General features: G+C 71.7%; 13 protein-coding genes. 3 read left to right on the top strand and 10 right to left on the bottom strand.

Annotated elements, in window-relative coordinates; all coding sequences use genetic code 11:
- Positions 1-270: 270 nt before the first annotated feature.
- The gene (locus tag ACQEV2_RS02740; protein ID WP_433036118.1) at positions 271-870 is read right to left on the bottom strand and encodes a 2'-5' RNA ligase family protein; all 600 of its coding nucleotides are present in this window, start codon (positions 868-870) and stop codon (positions 271-273) included.
- 227 nt (positions 871-1097) lie between these two features.
- On the opposite strand from ACQEV2_RS02740, the gene ACQEV2_RS02735 reads away from it, so the two are divergent.
- Complete coding sequence (locus tag ACQEV2_RS02735) at positions 1098-3221, top strand: SpoIIE family protein phosphatase (RefSeq protein ID WP_433036116.1); 2124 nt, start codon at positions 1098-1100, stop codon at positions 3219-3221.
- Positions 3222-3324: 103 nt separating this feature from the next.
- Here the strand turns inward: ACQEV2_RS02735 and ACQEV2_RS02730 are convergent, their stop codons facing one another.
- The 5 genes from ACQEV2_RS02730 to ACQEV2_RS02710 form a co-directional block, all read right to left on the bottom strand.
- Complete coding sequence (locus ACQEV2_RS02730) at positions 3325-5556, bottom strand: peptidoglycan recognition protein family protein (RefSeq protein WP_433054155.1); 2232 nt, start codon at positions 5554-5556, stop codon at positions 3325-3327.
- A 190-nt stretch (positions 5557-5746) separates the two neighbouring features.
- Positions 5747-6598: a PaaX family transcriptional regulator gene (locus ACQEV2_RS02725; protein WP_433036114.1), complete on the bottom strand. Its 852-nt coding sequence runs from the start codon at positions 6596-6598 to the stop codon at positions 5747-5749.
- Between the two features lie 52 nt (positions 6599-6650).
- Entirely contained in the window at positions 6651-8030 is a 1380-nt protein-coding gene (locus tag ACQEV2_RS02720) for an alpha/beta hydrolase family protein (RefSeq protein WP_433036112.1), read from the bottom strand.
- Entirely contained in the window at positions 8027-9370 is a 1344-nt protein-coding gene (locus ACQEV2_RS02715) for an MFS transporter (protein WP_433036110.1), read from the bottom strand. Before ACQEV2_RS02715 ends, ACQEV2_RS02720 begins: the two co-directional genes overlap by 4 nt.
- Before the next feature lie 121 nt (positions 9371-9491).
- Positions 9492-9839, bottom strand: a complete 348-nt coding sequence (locus ACQEV2_RS02710) for a hypothetical protein (protein ID WP_433036108.1) — start codon at positions 9837-9839, stop codon at positions 9492-9494.
- Between the two features lie 247 nt (positions 9840-10086).
- On the opposite strand from ACQEV2_RS02710, the gene ACQEV2_RS02705 reads away from it, so the two are divergent.
- Positions 10087-10968, top strand: a complete 882-nt coding sequence (locus tag ACQEV2_RS02705) for a PhzF family phenazine biosynthesis protein (RefSeq protein WP_433054152.1) — start codon at positions 10087-10089, stop codon at positions 10966-10968.
- On the opposite strand, the gene ACQEV2_RS02700 is transcribed toward ACQEV2_RS02705, so the two are convergent.
- A complete protein-coding gene (locus ACQEV2_RS02700) occupies positions 10937-11560 on the bottom strand; it encodes a hypothetical protein (protein WP_433036106.1) in 624 nt (207 codons plus the stop codon). The two genes, ACQEV2_RS02705 and ACQEV2_RS02700, sit on opposite strands and share 32 nt — an antisense overlap.
- 53 nt (positions 11561-11613) lie before the next feature.
- Here ACQEV2_RS02700 and ACQEV2_RS02695 point away from each other — a divergent pair, with 53 nt between their 5' ends.
- Positions 11614-12429, top strand: a complete 816-nt coding sequence (locus tag ACQEV2_RS02695; RefSeq protein WP_433036104.1) for a methyltransferase — start codon at positions 11614-11616, stop codon at positions 12427-12429.
- A gap of 127 nt (positions 12430-12556) precedes the next feature.
- On the opposite strand, the gene meaB is transcribed toward ACQEV2_RS02695, so the two are convergent.
- Genes meaB through ACQEV2_RS02680 form a run of 3 tightly spaced genes read right to left on the bottom strand, consistent with a single transcriptional unit; the run spans position 12557 to position 17540 of the window.
- Positions 12557-13543, bottom strand: coding sequence for a methylmalonyl Co-A mutase-associated GTPase MeaB (meaB, locus tag ACQEV2_RS02690; protein ID WP_433036102.1), 987 nt, complete (start codon positions 13541-13543; stop codon positions 12557-12559).
- Complete coding sequence (scpA, locus tag ACQEV2_RS02685; protein WP_433036100.1) at positions 13540-15732, bottom strand: methylmalonyl-CoA mutase; 2193 nt, start codon at positions 15730-15732, stop codon at positions 13540-13542. Before scpA ends, meaB begins: the two co-directional genes overlap by 4 nt.
- The gene (locus tag ACQEV2_RS02680; RefSeq protein ID WP_433036098.1) at positions 15732-17540 is read right to left on the bottom strand and encodes a methylmalonyl-CoA mutase family protein; all 1809 of its coding nucleotides are present in this window, start codon (positions 17538-17540) and stop codon (positions 15732-15734) included. Before ACQEV2_RS02680 ends, scpA begins: the two co-directional genes overlap by 1 nt.
- Positions 17541-17671 lie beyond the last annotated feature (131 nt).

Genomic DNA, 17671 nt, shown 5'->3' with positions numbered 1-17671 from the left:
CCACGGGGGGCGGGGCGGCCCGGCGCACCGCGCACGTCGGCGGGTCGGTGGCACCAAGGGCGAGGGGCGACGGGACGATGGTCCGGACGCGGAGCCGACGAGTGGCCCAACGCTCCGTAAATTGCCTGTGGACGACTTGATTTGGCCCCGTATCGCTGCTTTTGATCCCCTAAAGGTGTGCTTATACGACCCCACTTCGGGACGTATTTACATGAACCCGCAATGACTCGTTCCTGGACCGGCGTTCCGGCGCCGCGCGTGAGCGGCCCGTCAGTACGTGCCGGGGTTGCGCACCTCGCCCGTGCCCAGGGCGATCACGGCCCGGGGCCGCATGGGTTCCTCGCCGCGTCGGGAGAGCAGGACGACCTCTTCGACCGCCGCCGACAGGGTGCCCAGCCGGAGGGCGCACTCGGCGGCCAGCCGCTTGGGGTCCTGGGTGCGGCCGAGGGACAGGTGCGGGGTGAAGCGGCCGCGGCGCCCGCGGCAGAGCGGGAAGCGCCGTTGCAGCTCCCGATGGAGACCGGCCCATGGTGCGGGGTCCGCAGCGGCCGGATCGAGCCAGACCGTCGCATAGTGCCGGTGCCGGAAGTAGCGCACACCCGCCAGGCGCGCCGTGAAGGCCGTGCTCTCCGCCGTCGCGGCGCTGAGCAGCGGCACGGCCCGCGCGAAATCCTCCTCCGGCACGAAACCGAAGAGCAGATTCACATGCGGCGGCCACCGCCGTACCTGTGGATCGTGCTCCCAGCGGATGTCCTGAATGGCAGGCCAGAGCTCTTCCGGAGGCAGCCACGCCACCGCCGTCCGGGCCGTCGGCGCCACCTCCAGCGCATCCACCGGCTCGGCCCCGCCGAAGACCGTGCTGCCGTCCACATGACCATGGTCCCAAATCGGGCATTCACTACAGGCTCGCCGCTCGACGGCGCTCCTGCCCGAGCCGCGCCGCATCGTGCGCCCGATGGCGTGCCGGGTACTGCGTGGGGGCGTAACGTCCCCATAGGGGCGAGGGTCCTGTTCGTACGGCGGCGTGCACCGTGCCCGGAGGGAGCACATGCCGGCCGTGCCGTCCGGGAGCCGCCCCGCCACGCTGGAGGTGCCTCGTGACCAGCACCGGTGATCGGGCTGCCGCCACCGCCGAGCTGGACGCCGTGTTCGCGGAGACGGTACGCCGGACCGGCGCGGCCATCGGCGCCCTGTACCTGCTCACACCGGACGAGCAGGTACTGCGGCTGGACGTGCTGTGCGGGGCTCCGGCCGAGTTGGCCGCACCGTGGGCGAGCGTTCCGATGGCCGCTCCGGCCCCGGTCGCCGACGCCGTCCGCGAGGAACGCACGGTGTGGGTGGGCAGCCAGGAGGAGATGGCCCGCTCCTATCCGCGCACCGCGGTGGCGCTCCCGTACCCGTTGGCGCTGGTCGCCGCTCCGGTCACCGGCGTCCGGCGGTGGGGTGCCCTGCTCCTGATGTGGCCGGCCACCCGTCCGCCGTACATGACCCGGCGGGAGCAGGGCCACATCGCGGCCGGCTGCCGGCGTCTGGCCCGGCTGCTCGAGGAAGCCGAGCAGATCGGCGCTTCCCCGGCCCTCGGTGACAAGCCCCGCGTCCTTCCCGTCCCCACCGGCCGCCCGCCAGCGCCCCCGGCGCCGGCGGTCGCCGACTTCGTCGAGCGCCTGCCCGGCGGCAGCTGCGCACTGGACCTGGAAGGACGCCTCAGCTATCTCAGCTCCGGGGCCTGCGCTCTGCTGGGCCGTGACGCCGATCAGCTGCTGGGCACGCTGCCGTGGCAGTCACTGCGCTGGCTCGACGATCCCACCTACGAGGACCGCTACCGTGCCGCGGTGATCAGCCGCGAGCCGGTCTCCTTCACCGCGTGCCGCCCGCCGGACCGATGGCTGGACTTCCACCTCTACCCGGACGCCAGCGGCATCAGCGTCCGCATCGTTCCCAGCGGCGCGCAGGCACTGCCCTCCCCGGCACCCCGACGGACCACGCGCACCACGACACCCGCCCGCGCGGGACAGCTCTACCAGCTCATGCACCTGGCCGCCGGTCTCACCGAGGTCGTCGGCGTCCAGGACGTCGTCGATCTGGTCGCCGACCAGGTCATGCCCGCCTTCGGTGCCGAGGGTCTGGTCCTGTCCACCGCCGACGCCGGCCGGCTGCGGATCATCGGGTACCGCGGGTACGCCGCCCAGACCATCGAGCGTCTCGACGGGCTGCCCCTCGACACCGGGTTCACCCCTGCCGGGCGCGCTCTCAGCAGCGGCATCCCCGCGTTCTTCTCCGACCCGGAGGAGATGCGGCGGATCTATCCCGAGGCCCCCCAGGTCAGCGGCAAGCAGGCCTGGGCCTTCCTACCGCTGATCATTTCCGGTCGTCCCGTAGGCATCTGCGTCCTGAGCTACCAGCGGCCCCACCGGTTCCCGGCCGAGGAACGCGCCGTGCTGACGTCGCTCGCCGGACTCATCGCCCAGGCGCTCGACCGCGCGCGCCTGTACGACACCAAACTCGAGCTCGCCCACGGCCTCCAGCAGGCGCTGCTGCCCCGCACCCTTCCCACGGTCACCGGTCTGCGGGTCGCCGCCCGCTATCTGCCCGCCACCCGGGGCATGGACATCGGCGGCGACTTCTACGACCTGATCCGGCTCGGCGACACCGCCGCCGCGGCCGTCATCGGCGACGTCCAGGGCCACAATGTCGAGGCCGCCGCGCTCATGGGACAGCTCCGCACCGCTGTGCACGCCCACGCGACCCTCGGCACGCCCCCCGACGAGATCCTCTCCAGGACCAACCGCCTCCTCATCGACCTCGGCTCCGACCTGTTCACCAGCTGCCTCTACGCCCACCTCGACTTCGTCCGCCGACGCGTGTGCCTGGCCAGCGCCGGCCATCCGCCGCCCCTCCTGCGCCTCCCCGGCCGCGACCCCCGGCCCCTCGACGTCCCGCCCGGCCCACTCCTCGGCATCGACCCCGAGGCCGCCTTCCCCGTCACCGAGATCCCGCTCACCGAAGGGCTGCTGCTCGTCTTCTACACCGACGGCCTCGTCGAACGGCCCGGAGTCGACCTGGACGACTCCATTGCCGACCTCGCACACCGACTCGCCCGCGCGGACGACCGCGACCTGGACCTGGTCGTCGACGACCTGCTGAGCCATGCCGGGTCCGCGGTGGCGCGCCGGGACGACGTCGCCCTTCTCTTGCTGAGCGTCGGAGCAGCCACCGGCTGACCGTGTGCATCCCGGCCGATGGTGAACGGGTTAGGAATCGCCGCAGGGCGGCACCGCGCCGTCTGTGGTGACCGGCGCGGTGCCGCCCTGGCGGAACGGGGCGTTACTTGATGTGGACGAGGCCGTCGGTGGTGACGGTGGGCCGGCCGCTGGTGCCCACCACGACGATCTTGACGGTGTGCTTGGCACTGCTGGACCAGGTCTTCGTCCAGATGGCCTGCCGGTACAGCGTGGTGGACGACTTCAGGTCGACGGTCGAGACCTTGACGCCGTCGACGTAGACGTACGCCTGGCCGGATCCGGAGGCACGCGAGACCACCCAGGCCGCCGAGCGTCCGGTGAAGGTCCAGGACAGGGCCGCGCCCTTGGAACCGCTGGAATACGACTTGCCCCCGAGGTAGCTGGTGGAGGAACGGCTGGTCCAGCTGCCGGACTTGACCGCGGAGGTCTCCTGCAGGATCACCGGTGTGAAGGAGGGGGAGGAGGTGCGGTAGTTGCCGGCGTAGTCGTAGGCCCGCATCGTCCAGGTGGTTGCCGTGCCGGACTTGGCGGTGCGGCCGGAGCTGGTGGTGGTCGGGCCGAACGTGGCCGTGGTGGGAGCCAGCAGCTTCACGGAGCTCAGCGCGGCGTTGTCGGTGGCCTTCCAGCCGAGCGTGACCGGGACGGCGGTGGTGTTGACGGTGCCGGTGCGCAGGGAGAGCTTCGGTGCGGTGGTGAAGGTCGGCGCGGTCGTCTCCGCGAGGACGTTCAGCGCTGCGGTGGTCACGGTCCTGCCGGACTGGTGCACGGCCCGCACCGCCACGGTGTGGCTGCCCAGGGCCAGGGTGGTGTTCGCGGACGTGGCGGTGCCGGAGGTGGTGGCGACCGTCTTGCCGTCGACCAGCAGCTGGAAGCTCTTGATGAGCGAGGACGGTGTGGCGGCCATCCAGTGCACGGTGACGGCACCCTTGGTGTAGTACGTCGAGCTCGACAGGCCCGCGCCCGCGACCGACGTGACCTTCAGCCCCTGCACGGGGCCGGCCGCCAAGGTGCGGATGGCCGGCAGCTGGGCGTAGAGCGAGTTGCCGGGGCACTGGGTGTTGTAGCCGTCGCGGTGGCCGGAGATCCGGTTGAAGGTGTACTTGGTGCCCGCGGTGAAGCTGGTGGCGAAGTAGTTCTTCTGAGTCGCGCCCGCGGTGAGCTGGACGGTCCCGGCCGGGTCGGCGCCGTACTGGCCGAGCTTCCACGCGGCCACGCGCGCGACCGAGGTCAGGGCGGCGTCGGTGGCGCCGGTGGACGTGTACTCACCGAGCACCGCGATGCCCGCGGACTCCCGGTTCCAGCCGTAGGTGTGCGCACCGAGCACCGGCAGGTCGATACCGCCCTTGCGGCCCTCGAAGACGGTGCCGCACTTGTCGACCAGGAAGTTGTAGCCGATGTCGTTCCAGCCGTTGACCTGCGTGTGGTACGCGTAGATGCCGCGCACCACCGACGCCGAGTCGGCGCAGGAGTAGTCGTTGCTGCCGTCGGTGTGGTGGACGAAGACGGCCTTGACGTCGGCGTTGTACTCCGACGGATCCGGGCTCATCGACTCGTCCGCTCCCCAGCCGGCACGCGAGGTGATCGGCGGCTGCGGCACGGTGGACGGCGGCGCGGACGGCGTGGTGGCCGTCGGGCTGGGCGTGGGGGAGGGGGACGTGGAAGCCGAGCCGCTCGGCGTCGGCGATGCGGAGGTCGGAGGATCCGTCGGCGTGGCGGTGGCGCCGTCGGTCGGGGTCGCGGAGTCGGTGGGCGGGGCGGTCGTGGCGCCGGGGGTCTCCTCGGCGACGAACGCGGCGGGCTCGGCACCGGCACCGCCGGCCTTGGTCTCGGCGTCGGTCACCACGCCCGGGTCGACCAGGTTGACCTCGAGCCCCTTGGGCAGCGCACCCGTCGTGCCGTCCTTGCGGGCCACCTGCACCTGAACGCCGTCGGAGGGGCCGACCCACAGCGGCTCGGACGCGCCGCGCACGCCGGGTTCGGGCTTCTCGAGCGGGTCGACGTTGACTTCCAGGTCCTGCCAGGCGCTCCACTCACCGCTCTCCCGGCTGCGGGTACGCACCTGCACCGTGCCGTCGAGGCGCTTGGCGGCGCCCGTCCAGGAGACGCCGAGCAGCGAGAACTGCTCGGTGCCCGTGCGCGGCAGCTCCCGCCGGTCGCTCCGGGTGCCTTTCAGCGCGAGGTCGAAGACCTTCACCGGCCGCTTGTCCCGGGCGGCCGTGCCCGGATCGGCTGACGGACTGGCCACGGCGTAGGTCACCACGCCCCCGCCCCCCAGGACCACCGCACCCAGTGTCAACCACGCCCGCCGCTTCAGACTCAACGGTCTGTATGCGCGCGACCCACGACGACTCACGTCGAACCCCACCCCAGTAGAAGGCTTCAGAAAAAGCTCACAGGAGCCACACCGGTCACAGTGCTGGCCCAACGTGTCCAGCGCCGCGTCGTCGTCGAACGTCACTGCGAAGAGAGCGCTTGTGATCGATGTCACCGCGGCTTGGCGATCGTCACCGCGAGGGGGTGGTCTCCAGCAGTTCGTGGGCCAACTGCCGTGCGGGCTGGGCCGTCTGTTCGGCGATGCGCCGGAACGTCTCCTGAGCGGCGCGGGCCGGCCAGTCCGGGGGAAGGTGCCGGGCGGGGAGCCTGGGGTCCGTGCGGATGGTCGAGAGCCATTCGCTGACCAGCCGCAGCCGGGTTGCGATGGGGTCGTCCCCGGATCCGGCGTTCAGGTGGGCGGTCCAGCGCTTGTCGAAGGTGACGTAGCGGGCGGCGATGCTCTCCAGGTCCCAGGTGTCGCGGACCATCAACCCGATGTCGGTGGCCTCGTCCGCCTGGGCGTGGAAGACCTTGACGTGCGCGGTGAGCCCGAGTTCCGAGACGATTGCGGCGACGTCGACGTTCCCCGGGGCGATCCACAACCCGCTGTACAGGGCGCCGAACCCGGACCAGGTGAGCCGGGAGCGCAGGTCGTGGCGCTGGCGTTTCCAGGAGTCGGGCAGGGAGAAGCCGAGCAGGGTCCAGGAGCCGTCCCAGTCGTCGTTGACGGCGCCCTGCTGCCAGATGCGGGTGCGGCCGTCGTGCAGGACGCGCAGCGCTTGCAGGGTCAGGCCGAAGAACATCTTGCGGCCCTCGCGCCGGCGACGCAGCAGGCCGCGGTTGACCATGCGGGTGAGGGTGGAGCGTACGGCCTGCTCACCGACCCCGACGCGGCCGAGCACGTCGATGATGCTGCCCGAGTAGACGCACAGGTCGCCTTCCTCCAGGACGTGGTTGCCGAAGAAGGCGAGCAGGAGCGACTGGGGGCGCGGCTGCGGGCCCTCCGAGGCGTCCCGGGTGTCCGGGATGTCGTCGTACTCCACGGTGCACAGCGTACGACCGCCCACCGACGGCGCGGCAGGCGGTCGTACGGCGTCACTGGCCGTCGGCGGGGTGGGCAAGGTCGTATGGACGCGGGTACGGGGTCGGGTGGTAGGACACGTAACGGGCCGGCGTGGTCGGATCGGCCGCCGCGGCACGGGAGTTGAGGGCGTCCGGGTCGGTGCCGGCCCACTTGCCCGTGTGGAGGCGGTCCTCCAGGGTGTGTAGGGCGGCGAGCTGTTCGGCGGGGCTGAAGGTGCAGTGACCGGCGTTGTCGACGTACGCCTGACGCAGCAGGGCCGAGGAACCTGCGGCGGTGACCGCCCGCTTCAGCGCGCTCTCCGTCTGCACGGGGACGAGGGCATCGCCGGTGGTGTGGACGGAGAGCTGCGGCTTGGCCAGCCTGCCCGTGAAGGAGCTCGTGCCGCTCATCCACGCCACGGCGGCCGGATCGGCGCTGATGCGCGGGGCGCGGTTGAGCGCGGCGAGGTCGGCGCGCAGGGACAGGCCGGCCTTCCGGTACAGCTCGGTGACCTCCTTGCGGACGGAGGAGCGGCCGAGCAGCTTCGCGTAGTCGACACCGGTGTTCCACGACATGTTGCCGCCCGCCCGGGCCTCGGCCTCCTGCCGCCAGCTGAACGCGGGGAACTTCACCAGGCCCTTGAGGGCCGTGTACTGGTTGGCCTGCTGGGCGTCCCAGTCGGTGGCGGCGGGCCGCGGCTGCGCCGGATCGTTCCAGCCCGGGATGTTGTGCAGGGCTGCGGCCAGGGCGATCCGGGCGCGTCCGGCGGGCGTCGACTGCGCCGAGTCCACCGCGGCCGTCAGGGTGTTCGCCGCGTCGGCGGCGGTCTTCTGATCCGGGATGTCCACCAGCGGAACGTCGGCGCCGGGGGCGAGAAGGGTCTTGAGGGCGTAGACCGGGTCGAGGGTGTTGTTCCAGTTGGCGACTCCGCCGTGAACCAGGCCGCACATCGCCAGCGAGCCGTCGATCCGGGCCGGGTGGCGCTCGGCGATGGCCGTGGTGACCAGTCCACCGTACGACTGGCCCCAGGCGATGGTCCGCCGGGCCGTGCCGAAACGGTCGGTGAAGGCGGCCAGGGTGGCGAGTTGGTCGGGTACGGCGTCCGTCACGGCCCAGCCCGTGGTGGCGTACGACGAGCCGATCAGTGCGTAACCCAGGTCGAGGAGCCGGGACTTGGTGGTGTCATCGGGGGCATTCTGGGCGGGGTTGGGTGCGCCGGACGGTCGGTAGCCGTGGCTGAACAGGAGGACGGTGCCGTTCCAGGAGGCGGGGACATCCATCACGTACGCGGCGCCGGAGGGGAGTTGGCCTTCGATGTGGCTGGGTGTCGTGGCCGACGCCGTCGCGGTGGGCAGGGTGGTGCCGGCGAGCAGGAGGGCTGCCACGAAGGCGGTGCGGGTGCCGCTCGTCATGCGGTGATCTCCTCTGTGCGGGGGGTGGTGGGGAGTTCGGCCGCGGTGTCCGAGAGGCGCGTGCGACTCGTCTCGCGTACGAACCAGACGGTCAGGGCGGTGATGAGCGAGCCGCCGCACAGCAGCAGGGCGACGGGCGTGCTGTTGCCGCTGCCGGCGACCAGGCTTCCGGCGATCATGGGGGAGAAGCCGGCGCCGACGAGCGTGGCGCCCTGGTAGCCGAGGGAGGCGCCGGTGTAGCGGACCCGGGTGCCGAACATCTCGCTGAACAGGGCGCCCAGCGGGCCGTACATCAGGGACTGGGCGATGCCGTGGCCGAGGACGACGGCGAGGATCAGTGCGCCCGGCGACTTCGAGTCGACCAGCGCGAGGACCGGGAAGGCGGTCGCGGCCGACAGGACGGCTCCGGCGAGGACGACCGGGCGGCGGCCGATCCGGTCGGAGAGCGCGGAGGCGCAGGGCAGCACGACCAGGGCGACAGCGGCGGACACCGTGAGCGCGGTGAGCACCTGCGGGCGGGGATAGCCGATGCCGGTGGCGTACGCGATGAGGTAACTGGTCAGCAGCGACTGGGCGGTGAAGGCGCCGATGCCGACACAGCAGGCCAGCAGCACGGGACGCGGGCGCCGCAGGACGTCGAGGATCGGCAGCCGCGCCTCGGCGCCGTCCTTCTTCACCTCGGCGAAGAGCGGGCTCTCCACAACCTTGAGGCGCACGAAGAGCCCGACGCCGAGCAGGACCACGCTCAGCAGGAACGGCACGCGCCAGCCCCACGCCGCGAACTGGTCCTTGGGGAGGGTCGAGACGAGGGCGACGACGGCGGCGGAGATCAGGGAGCCGAGCGGGGCTCCCATCTGCGTGAAGCTGGACCACAGGCCGCGGCGCCGCTCCCCGGCGTGCTCGACGACCATCAGGGTGGCGCCGCCCCATTCACCGCCGATGGCGATGCCCTGGACGACCCGCAGGGTGATCAGCAGGACGGGCGCCCAGACGCCGATCGTGTCGTACGTCGGCAGCAAGCCGATGAGGAAACTGGCGCCGCCCATCAGGCCCATGGTGAGCAACAGCATGTTCTTGCGGCCGAGCCGGTCGCCGAAGTGCCCGAAGACGATACCGCCGAGCGGGCGGGCGACATAGCCGGCGGCGAAGGTGCCGAACGCGGCGATGGTGCCGACGGCGGGGTCGGCGCCGGGGAAGAACAGCTCGCCGAAGACGAGGGCGGCGACGGTGCCGTAGACGAGGAAGTCGTAGAACTCCACGGCGGTACCGAGCAGCCCGGAGAGGGCGACGCGGCGGAGCTGGCGGTTCTGTTCTGGTGATGCGACGGGGGACGGGGGCATCGCGGTCTCCCTTGACCGGGGGAAGGACACCGCGAAGGTAGGCTCTCTACTTACTGCCGTCAATAAAGTGCACAACATTGACAGCTTCGGCGCCACGCCGGGTGGGCGAGGTGGCGATCCGTTACAGCGTGAAGCTGATGATCTGTCCGTCGGTCTCGATGGCGGCGCCGCTGATGTGGAGCGCGTCGTAGCAGCCGTGACTGTTGAAGACCTGGACCCAATGGCCGGCGGGCACGGTGACGGAGATGTCCTTCGCCTGGCCGACGGTGAAGCCGCTGTGGCAGGTGTAGACGCCCGCGGTCTGGGTCATGACCGAGTCGTCGGCGGTGACGGTGACGCGGAGGGTGGCGGTGACGTCGGCGTGGGCCGCGGCCGAGGTGGGGGACGTGAGGGTCAGTGCGCCGGCCGCGGCGAGCGATGCGGCCAGGGCGGACACGCGGGTACGGCGGAGAGCGGGACGAAGACGCATGAAGGAACTCCGGATTCTCGGCTCCGGCGCTCGGCTGCGCCGAAGTGGGGGTGCCTCGAAACGGTCGCTCGGTGCAGGGCGGAAACGCCGTCCCGGATTATTGAACGTTCCACATCTCGCCCACCACACCGGCTTCGGCCATGTTCCGGCGGGCTGCGGACGGCGGGCGGGCGACGGCGGACGGCGGATGGCGGGCGGCGGACGCGGGCCGGGAATCGGCGCCCCGGTGCGCTGGTTGTCGTACGGCATGACGACGAATGAGCCGGACGCCGATGTGCTGCACTACACCGCCTTCTCGTCCCACCCGGACGGTGGCAATCCGGCGGGCGTGGTCCTGGACGCCTCCGGGCTCGACGACGCCGCGATGCTGGCGATCGCCGCACGGCTGGGATACAGCGAGTCCGCGTTCCTGACCGGCCCGCCCGAGGAGTTGGCCGGGGAACCCGGGCGGACCTTCACCATTCGATACTTCAGCCCTCAGGCCGAGGTGCCCTTCTGCGGTCATGCCACCATCGCCACGGCCGTCGCCCTGGCCGAGCGGATCGGTCCGGGAGATCTGGTCTTCGCCACGCGCGCGGGCACGGTGCCGGTGACCGTCACCGCGGACGCCGACGGCACGTTCCGGGCGACCTTGACCAGCGTGGAGCCCCGGATCGAAGAGATCGCTCCCGAGGAACTGGCCGAGGCACTCGCGGCGTTGGGCTGGCCGTCGGCCGACCTCGACCCGCGGCTGCCGCCCCGCATCGCCTTCGCCGGCGCCCGGCATCTCGTGCTGGGCGCCGGAAGCCGGGAACGGCTCGCGTCCCTGTCGTACGACTTCGAGCGGCTCACCACCCTGATGCGGAAGCTGGACCTGACGACCGTTCAGCTGGTGTGGCGCGCCGCGGACACCGTCTTCCACGTCCGCGACCCCTTCCCGGTCGGCGGCGTCGTGGAGGACCCGGCCACCGGTGCCGCTGCCGCCGCCTTCGGCGCTTATGCGCGTGAACTCGCCCTGGTTCCCCCGGAGTCGGTGCTCACCCTGCACCAGGGCGAGGACATGGGCAGGCCGGGTGTGCTGACCGTGACCCTGTACGCCGGTGACCCGAAGGTCCGGGTCAGTGGCACGGGTACGCGCATGCCCCGCTGACGGGCCTCTCGGCGCACAGCCCGTCGCGCACCATCGCGGCGACGATCTGGACGTGGCGGTCGGCCGCCGTGTTCGAGAACTCGTTCTCGTAGTTCAGGCCGTAGGGCCAGAAGTGACCGCCACCCGTGGATATCTTGGCGCTCGAACCGTCGAACTGCCTGACGAGCGCCGTGGCCTGCGCGCCGGTCCAGGTGCCGCTTCCGCCGAGCCTGGACCAGCCGGCGCTCGTGCCCACGCCGATGGTGTGGGCGATCTCGTGCAGAGCGGTCCGCTCGGTCATGTAGCTGCGGTTGCTGCCGAAGCGGATGGTTCCATTGATGTCGCCGTCGGCGGTGGGCACGCCCGGGTCGTAGCGGACGGTGATGGTCTTGCCCAGGTCGCTGAGGTTGTTGTAGTGGGCCACGGCGGGGTTCATGGCCCTGGTGATGAGGTCGTAGGCGCTCTGCCGGTCCTGGGTGGGGTTGCTCGCCGGCTCCAGGCTCCAGGTGATGCTGGCCGCCGCCACCCGTTCCTGGATTGCCGGTGCGGCGGTCTGCGGCACGGCCTGCGCGACGCCGGGTGCGGTCAGCAGGGCGGCCGCCAGCGCGGCCACGCCCCCTTGTTGCGAATCTCCGGTGCAACCGTGCCCCGTGCGATGATCGGCCCATGGCACGGGACGCGCACGACACCTCCGGCAAGGGATACCTGCTGGACAATCGGCAGGCCGAGGCGGGGCTGCGGTTCACCGCGCTGTCGGTGCTCTTCGACCCGTCGACGTTCCGCCACTTCGAGACGGTCGGCGTCGGCGAGGGGTGGCGATGCTGGGAGGTGGGCGCCGGTGGGACCACCGTGCCGGCCTGGCTGGCCGAGCGCGTCGGCCCGACCGGGCATGTCGTGGCCACCGACATCGACCCTTCCTGGATGCGGAAGGCCGCAGGCTTCGAGGCGTTGCGCCACGACGTGGCGGTCGAGGCGCCCCCGGCCGGGGGACCGTTCGACCTGATCCACGCCCGGCTCGTCCTCGTCCATGTCGCCGAGCGCGACCGAGCCCTGCGGTCCATGGTCGAGGCGCTGCGCCCCGGCGGGTGGCTGGTGCTGGAGGACGCCGACCCGGCCTTGCAGCCCCTGATCTGCCCCGACGAGTACGGTCCCGAGCAGGAACTGGCCAACAGGCTGCGCCGTGGCTTCCGCGAGCTGCTGGGGCAGCGTGGCGCGGATCTGGCGTACGGCCGCAAGCTGCCGCGGCTGCTGCGCGAGGCCGGGCTGGTCGACGTCGAGGCCGACGCCTACTTCCCGATCACCTCACCCGCGTGCACCGTGCTGGAGGAGGCCACCGTCCACCAGGTCCGCGACCAACTCGTGGCCGCGGGGCTGGCCACCGACGAGGAGATCGACCGGCACCTGGCCAACATCGCCGCGGGCGGCCTCGACCTGGCCACCTCGCCGATGATCTCCGCTTGGGGGCGCTGCCCGGAGGCCTGAGGTCCCGGCTGCCCCGATCGTTGCGGGTGCACGGGAACCCTGGCTACGGCTGGCCTCGGCAGGCAGCCGCCCCAGGCGCCGCACGTCCCGGATCAACCCCAGGCCCCGGGGGCACCGCCCCGGCCGCTCAGGACGGCTCTGAGCTCCCGAGCGCCCCCAGAATCCGCTCGGCCGCCAGAGTGGGCGTCAACTCACCGTCCCTGACCTGCTGTTCCAGGAGCGGTGCGACGGCCTTGACGGCCGGGTCGGCGTGCAGGCGGCCGAGGAGTTCGTCGCGGACCATGCTCCATGTCCAGTCGACCTGCTGGTCCCGGCGCTTGGCGGCGAGGCGTCCGGTCGAGTCCAGCAGGGTGCGGTGCTGTTCGAGGCGCTCCCAGACGGTGTCCAGGCCGGTCGACTCGCGGGCGCTGCAGCTGAGCACCGGCGGTGTCCAGACGGCGTCCTTGCCGTGCATCAGCCGCAGCGCGCCCGCCAACTCCCGGGCCGCCGCGCGGGCGTCGCGCTCGTGCGGGCCGTCCGCCTTGTTGACGGTGATCACGTCGGCCAGCTCCAGGACGCCCTTCTTGATGCCCTGCAACTGGTCGCCCGTGCGGGCGAGGGTGAGCAGCAGGAAGGAGTCGACCATGTTCGCGACCGCGGTCTCGGACTGGCCGACGCCGACCGTCTCCACCAGGATCACGTCGTAGCCCGCCGCCTCCATCACCACGATCGACTCGCGGGTCGCCTTGGCGACTCCACCCAGCGTGCCCGCGGTGGGGGAGGGGCGCACGAACGCCGCCGGGTCCACGGCCAGGCGTTCCATGCGGGTCTTGTCGCCGAGGATCGAGCCGCCGGTACGGCTGGAGGACGGGTCGACGGCGAGCACCGCCACCCGGTGCCCGAGCCCCGTCAGCATCGTGCCGAACGCGTCGATGAACGTCGACTTGCCCACCCCCGGCACCCCACTGACCCCGATCCGCCGGGCCCGGCCGCTGTGCGGGAGCAGCTCGGTCAGCAACTCCTGTGCCAGCACCCGGTGTTGGGGGCGGGTGGACTCGACGAGCGTGATGGCGCGGGCGATGATCGCCCGCTTCCCGTCGAGTACGCCCTTCACATACGCGTCGACATCGATCACAGGTCGTGTCCGAGGCCGGCCGACAGTCGCTGCACCAGGTCGTACGCCGCGTCCGGGATCACCGTGCCGGGCGGGAAGACGGCCGCCGCACCCATCTCCAGGAGCGTGGGCACGTCCTGCGGCGGGATCACCCCGCCGACCACGATCATGATGTCCTCCCGGTCCTCCTCTGCCAGCGCCTCCTTGAGCGCCGGGACGAGGGTGAGGTGGCCGGCCGCCAGCGACGACACGCCGACGATGTGCACGTCCGCCTCCACGGCCTGGCGGGCCACCTCGGCCGGGGTCTGGAACAGCGGGCCGACGTCCACGTCGAAGCCGAGGTCGGCGAAGGCGGTGGCGATCACCTTCTGGCCGCGGTCGTGGCCGTCCTGGCCCATCTTGGCGACCAGGATGCGCGGGCGGCGGCCCTCTGCCTCCTCGAAGGCGTCCACGAGGGTGCGGGTGCGGTCCACGTTCGGGGACTCCCCTGCTTCGTTGCGGTACACGCCGGAGATCGTACGGATCTGGCTCGCGTGCCGGCCGTACACCTTCTCCAGGGCGTCGGAGATCTCCCCGACGGTCGCCTTGGCGCGGGCCGCGTTCACCGCCAGCTCCAGCAGGTTGCCGTCGCCCCCGGCGGCCCGGGTGAGCGCGTCCAGCGCGTCCTGGCAGGCCCGCTCGTCCCGCTCCGCACGCAGCCGCCGTAGCTTCTCGATCTGCTGGGCGCGCACGGAGGAGTTGTCGACCTTGAGGACATCGATCGCCTCGTCGTTCTCGACCCGGTACTTGTTGACGCCGATGACCGGCTGGCGTCCGGAGTCGATGCGGGCCTGGGTGCGGGCCGCGGCCTCCTCGATGCGCAGCTTGGGGATGCCGGCGTCGATGGCCTTGGCCATGCCCCCCGCCTGCTCGACCTCCTGGATGTGCTGCCAGGCCCGGCGCGCGAGGTCGTACGTCAGCTTCTCCACGTAGGCGCTGCCGCCCCAGGGGTCGATGACGCGGGTGGTGCCGGACTCCTGCTGGATCAGCAACTGCGTGTTGCGGGCGATGCGTGCGGAGAAGTCCGTGGGCAGCGCGAGCGCCTCGTCGAGGGCGTTGGTGTGCAGCGACTGGGTGTGGCCCTGGGTGGCCGCCATCGCCTCGATGCAGGTGCGCGTGACGTTGTTGAACACGTCCTGCGCGGTCAGGGACCAGCCCGAGGTCTGCGAATGAGTGCGCAGCGAAAGGGACTTGGAGTTCTTCGGGTCGAACTGCTTGACCAGCTTGGCCCACAGCAGCCGGGCCGCACGCAGTTTGGCGATCTCCATGAAGAAGTTCATGCCGATTGCCCAGAAGAACGACAGCCGCGGCGCGAACGCGTCCACGTCCAGGCCCGCCTCACGGCCCGCCCGGATGTACTCCACCCCGTCCGCGAGCGTGTACGCCAGCTCCAGGTCGGCCGTCGCGCCCGCCTCCTGGATGTGGTAGCCGGAGATGGAGATGGAGTTGTAGCGGGGCATCCGCTGCGAGGTGAAGGCGAAGATGTCGGAGATGATCCGCATCGACGGCTTCGGCGGATAGATGTAGGTGTTGCGGACCATGAACTCCTTGAGGATGTCGTTCTGGATGGTCCCGGCCAACTTCTCGGGCGGTACGCCCTGTTCCTCGGCGGCGACGATGTAGAGCGCGAGCACCGGCAGCACGGCGCCGTTCATCGTCATCGACACGGTCATCTTGTCCAGCGGGATGCCGTCGAAGAGCTGCCGCATGTCGTAGATCGAGTCGATCGCCACGCCCGCCATGCCGACGTCACCGGTCACCCGCGGGTGGTCGCTGTCGTAGCCGCGGTGCGTGGGCAGGTCGAAGGCGACCGAGAGGCCCTTCTGGCCGGCGGCGAGGTTGCGCCGGTAGAAGGCGTTGGACTCCTCGGCCGTGGAGAAGCCCGCGTACTGACGGATCGTCCACGGCTGGTTGACGTACATCGTGGGGTACGGGCCCCGCAGATACGGGGCGGCGCCCGGGTAGGTGCTCAGGAAGTCCAGGCCCTCCAGGTCCTGCCCGGTGTACAGCGGCTTGACCGGGATGCCTTCCGGCGTCTCCCACAGCAGGTCGTCCCCACCGGCCGCCCGCTTGACGGCCGTACGCCACTCGTCGGCGCCGCCGTCGGCGGAAGGCGTCCCCAGCTCGATCCCGGAGAAGTCGGGGATGGAGGGGCCAAAGGGGGCGGTCATCAGGACACTCCCATGCGGTCAAGGGTGGCGGACAGTACGGCGACGGCGTCACAGCCCGCGAAGACGTAACCATCGACACCGGCGTACTCACCGGGACGGCCGGCCAGGAACACGTGCGAGGCACCGGCGGCCTTCAGGTCGGCGGCCGCGGTCGCCGCCTGCTCCTCGTACAGGGCGTCACTGGAGCACAGGCAGACCTCCGAGGCGCCGCTGTCCTCGAACGTGCCCTCGGTGACGGGCTCGATGCCACCCGCCTGGAAGAGGTTCGAGGCGAACGTCAGGCGCGCGGTGTGCGCGGCCGCCGGTCCCAGGGCCGCCAGGAAGATCCGCGGACGGGAGCCCGTCGCGGCCAGGTGGGCGTCGGAGCGGGCGCGCAGCTCCTCGTAGGCCTCGTCGCGGCGCACGCGCGGCAGCCCGCCGGACGGGGGCTCGGGGGCCGGCTGCCGCTCCACGGGCTTCTCGGCGAGATGCGGGAACTCGCTGACCCCGGTGATGGGTTCGCGCCGCTTGGCCAGCTTGGCGCTGCGGGCCTGCCAGGTCTCGGCGAGGTCCTGCCCGAGCTGCCCCGAGCGGAGGGCGGTCGCGAGGCCGCCGCCGCGCTCGATCCGCTGGAAGAACTCCCAGCCGGCCTGCGCGAGTTCGTCGGTCAGACGCTCCACGTACCAGGAGCCGCCCGCGGGGTCGATGACCCGGGCCAGGTGCGACTCCTCGATGAGGATCGTGGAGGTGTTGCGGGCGATGCGCCGGGCGAATCCGTCCGGCAGACCGAGGGCGTGGTCGAACGGCAGCACGGTGACGGACTCGGCGCCACCCGCCCCGGCGGCCAGCGTGGCGATGGTCGTGCGCAGCATGTTCACCCACGGGTCGCGGCGCGTCATCATCACCGGCGAGGTCACGGCGTGCTGGAGCTGCGCCCCCGCCTGTGCCGCCCCGCAGACCTCGGCCACTCGCGCCCACAGCCTGCGCGCGGCCCGCAGCTTGGCGATCGTCAGGAACTGGTCGGCGGTCGCCGCGTACCGGAACTCCAGCTGCCCACAGGCCTGTTCGACGCTCAGCCCGGCCTCGGTGAGCTCCCGCAGATACGCGACACCGGTCGCCAGCGAGCAGCCCAGCTCCTGCGCGGCCGAGCCGCCGGCCTCGTGGTACGGCAGCGCGTCCACGGTCAGCGCCCGCAGCCCCGGGTACTCCTCGGCGCACAGCCGCGCGAGACCGGCCACCGCCGGGAAGCCGTACGACTGCCCGGTACGGGCCTCGTGGCCGAGCGGATCGGCGCCCAGATTGCCGCGCGCCGCGTCCTTGGCGACACCGCGCTCCTCGTACAGCCGCAGCAACTCGCGCGCGGCGGCCTCGACATCGCGCCCGGCGTCGAGGACGACGGGCGCCAGGTCGAGGTAGACACCCTCCAGGGTCCGGCCGAGCGACGACACCGGGATGCCGCCCTCGCCGACGGCCAGCCACAGCGAGGTGACGCCGTTCTCCAGGTCCCCCAGGACCGCGGCGCCGTCGGCCGTGGTGTGCCGCTGGCGCACGTCCCAGCCGCCCACCGTGTTCCCCTCGGCGCGGCTGCCGCGTACGAAGGGGGCGAATCCGGGCAGGCCGGGGTCGGGCGCGGCGTCGTGCGCGGTGTAGAGAGGCCGGGTGCGCAGCCCGTCCTCCAGCGCGGTGGACAGGGCTTCCTCGGCCTGGGCTCCCTCGACGTCCTTGCCCGACTTGCGCAGCACGCCCGCAACAAGGCGCTGCCACTGCTCGTGGGACACGTCAGGGAACTCGGCGGCCAGCTCAAGCCCGTCGTCAGGCAGGACCGTCATGCTCGGATGCTAGGCCAGAGGCGCAAAGGAGCAGCAGGGGGAACGGCTGTGACCTTGCCCTCTCCGTGGCTGTGACCTCGGCCTCTTTGTGCTCGGAAACCCTGAGTTGCGCTGTGCGGCCCGGTGCTCCG

Source organism: Streptomyces sp. CA-251387 (genome assembly GCF_050936625.1).
Lineage (GTDB): Bacteria > Actinomycetota > Actinomycetes > Streptomycetales > Streptomycetaceae > Streptomyces.
Note: the sequence above shows the minus strand (reverse complement) of the source record. Positions and strands in the feature narration are given on the sequence as shown.